At 62.2% G+C, this 2,859-nt stretch carries 3 protein-coding genes; all 3 read left to right on the forward strand.

Features of this window, described 5'->3' with window-relative positions; translation table 11 throughout:
* Nucleotides 1-105: 105 nt before the first annotated feature.
* On the forward strand, nt 106-294 hold the full coding sequence (locus tag QZX93_RS03640; protein WP_295387883.1) for a hypothetical protein: 189 nt from the start codon (nt 106-108) through the stop codon (nt 292-294).
* A 661-nt stretch (nt 295-955) separates the two neighbouring features.
* Nucleotides 956-2,272: a site-specific integrase gene (locus QZX93_RS03645; protein ID WP_295387886.1), complete on the forward strand. Its 1,317-nt coding sequence runs from the start codon at nt 956-958 to the stop codon at nt 2,270-2,272.
* 102 nt (nt 2,273-2,374) lie between these two features.
* Complete coding sequence (locus tag QZX93_RS03650) at nt 2,375-2,764, forward strand: hypothetical protein (RefSeq protein ID WP_295387889.1); 390 nt, start codon at nt 2,375-2,377, stop codon at nt 2,762-2,764.
* The last annotated feature ends 95 nt before the right edge of the window (nt 2,765-2,859 follow it).

The raw sequence follows: 2,859 nt of genomic DNA on the forward strand, positions 1-2,859 counted from the left end.
ATCAAGATTCCGGCCACTTGGGCTCGCCGGGTGCGTAGTCAGGCCATCTTGGCCTGACACCGTCAGGGCTGGAAGCCCTGACTACGCACGCCACTGGCCGGGATTATGATCGACGCCCTCGCCGCGGTCAGGATCGAGCCGGCGGCCGGCAGTCGGGTGAACCTCCCAGGGCACGCGGACCGCGCGACCATGGCCACCATCGGCAAGGGCACGGGGTCAGGCGTGGGCGGCTTGGTGGAGCCAGCCAGCGAGCCGGAGCCCGACCCGGCGCCAGTTCCCGACCCGAGCGGTTGAGGCCCTGCCGATCCTGCCGGCGGTGCCCTTCGTGGTCGGGCTCCACCTGGTGCAACTCGCCGCGGTCGGGATCGAGGCCCGGGTGAAGATGGAGCGGTTGAGGCCCTGCCGATCCTGCCGGCCCTGCCCTTTGCGGTTGGGCTCCACCTGGTGCAGTTCGCCGCGGTCGGGTTCGAGTGGGGTGGTTTGGCGTTTCCCGGGAAACCGCCCGGGGGATGATCGAGCGGCCCGGATTTCGAGGCTTCACCGCGGTGAAGCTGTACCCGGATTTATGACCGGCGGACGGCCCCCAAAGGGACCCGAAAAACGGCGATTTCCCGCCGACTTTGCGCCGCGTGGTTGCTCATTGGTTGCTCAAAAGAAAACGGCCTAGACTTCTTGAGTCTAAGCCGTTGTTTTATTTGAGCCTGCGAGAGGAGTTGAACCACAGACCCGCTGATTAAAAATCAGCGAAAACGGCATTTCTGGGCATTTCAGGCCCGAACAAGTCAGTGTGACCTGCCCCCTGTAACCGCCTATCGCTGTTGCGTTCCCTGTCGGATGTTATAGACTGTTACTAACACGGGGTAACAGTCCAAAGCGCCATCATCTGTTACCCCGAGCGTTACCCCGTGTTACCCCGGCTTACCCCGAGTCAGTTGCTCTACCAGGACGCGCCGACATGCCTACCATCGCCCCCGCCGAGACCACCAAGAAGGCCGACCCCAAGCGCCTACAGATGACCGATGCAGCCGTGCGCAAGCTCAAGGCCCCCACCGACGCGCCCCGGTGCGAATATTGGGACACAACCACCAAGGGGCTTGGGTTGCGCGTGTCGCAGACTGGCGCCCGGTCCTGGGTAATGATCGTCCGCACCCTCAAGGCCGGCGAGTGGACGCAACAGCGCGTGACGCTGGGCAACTATCCCGCGGTCAGTCTCGCCGCAGCGCGCGTGCTGGCCGCCGACGCCAAGACCAAGGCAGAGCAGGGCCAGAACCCCGCGGGAGTCCCCAAGGCGCAGCGCAAGGCCATGGAACAGGAAAGCCGCGACACCTTCGCCGCCGTGCGCGACGAGTTCTTGACGAAATACCGCGGTCGCCAGAACAAGCGCCCTGCCCCGCGCACCCTGTCCGAGATCAAGCGGGTTCTCGACTCTGACCTGTTCGCCGACTGGCGCGACCTGCCCATGGTGAAGGTCACGAAACGTGACGTGCTTGACGTGCTTGACGTGCTGGTTGAGCGTGGTTCAGAGGTCATGGCGAACCGGACCCTTGCCTATCTAGGGATGCTCTGCGCGTGGTGCGTGGATCGCGAGATCATCAAGGCCGATCCGACCGACGGCATCAAGAAGCCGGGAGCCGAACAGTCACGCGCGCGGGTTTTGTCACCTGCCGAACTGCGCGCCATCTGGCAAGGCGTCGCACCAACCCAGGTCAACCACGGCGACCTGTTCGCCGGGATCATCCGAATCTTGATGCTGACGGGCCAGAGGAGCGAGGAAGTAGCCGGTATGCGCTGGGTCGAGCTCGACGGCGACACCTGGACGCTGCCGGCGAGCCGGACCAAGAACGGCCGGGGACATATCGTGCCCCTGTCGGCGCCCGTGCTGGCGATCCTGGCAGAACGCCGGGCAGAGCAAGCCGCGATGAAGATGCAGACCGAGTTCGTCTTTACCTCCTTCGGCCCGCGCCCCTTCTCCGGCTGGTCCAAGAGCAAGGCCCGCCTGGACGGTCGCGCCAATATCGCCGCGTGGACCATCCACGACCTACGCCGGACCCTGGCAACCCGCATGGCCGAGGACTTGCGCATACCGCCCCACGTCATCGAGGCGACCATCAACCACGTTTCAGGCTCGCGTGGTGGCGTCGCAGGGACCTACAACCGCGCCTTGTATCTGGACGAACGCAAGACCGCCCTGGACGCTTGGGCAGGCTATGTGCTGCGCCTGGTGGGCGATGCCGAGACCACCAACGTGGTGGAGTTCGCCAAGGCCGGCTGACCAGTTACGGCCGCACCTACTCCGACGGGAGGAAAGCCGGGCACCTTCACCCGGTTGGTGCGGCCCCCTTTATTGAAGGATTGCGCTTGAAGGTGCGCGACTATGCCATCTGAGACACATTACGATTTACTCGACAATAGTTCGGACTATCCTTATTTCGTGCGTCCGTTTGAGTTGACTCTTGATGCCGCCGCCTCGCTTCTGCATGACGGACTGGCTCTTGATGAGCAAAACAAAAAGAAAGCCACAAGACCGAAGATACACAAGGCATTGACTGATGCCGTTATTGCTGGCGATCTACACCTGAAGCGCGGCATTCTTAAAAAATATGATTGGCCTGGGCCGGAGCCCATACTTGATGCTAGAGAGGTTCAGCCATGGGCAAGGGGCATCGGGCTAGCGCTATTGCATAATGGACCATGGGGTAATTACATGCTAAAGGAGGGCGACCTAGTACCGCAGGATGAAAGTGCTCGGACCATGTCAAGCTAGGCTGCCAACGGCTTGCCTTGGTAGGTCCAGCGGAATGGTTTGGCCATTGTCTTGTTGAAATAGTCGATGAAGTTTTTGATTTTCTGGCAAAGGTC

It is taken from the genome of uncultured Thiodictyon sp. (assembly GCF_903946935.1).
In the GTDB taxonomy this organism is placed as follows: Bacteria; Pseudomonadota; Gammaproteobacteria; order Chromatiales; family Chromatiaceae; genus Thiodictyon.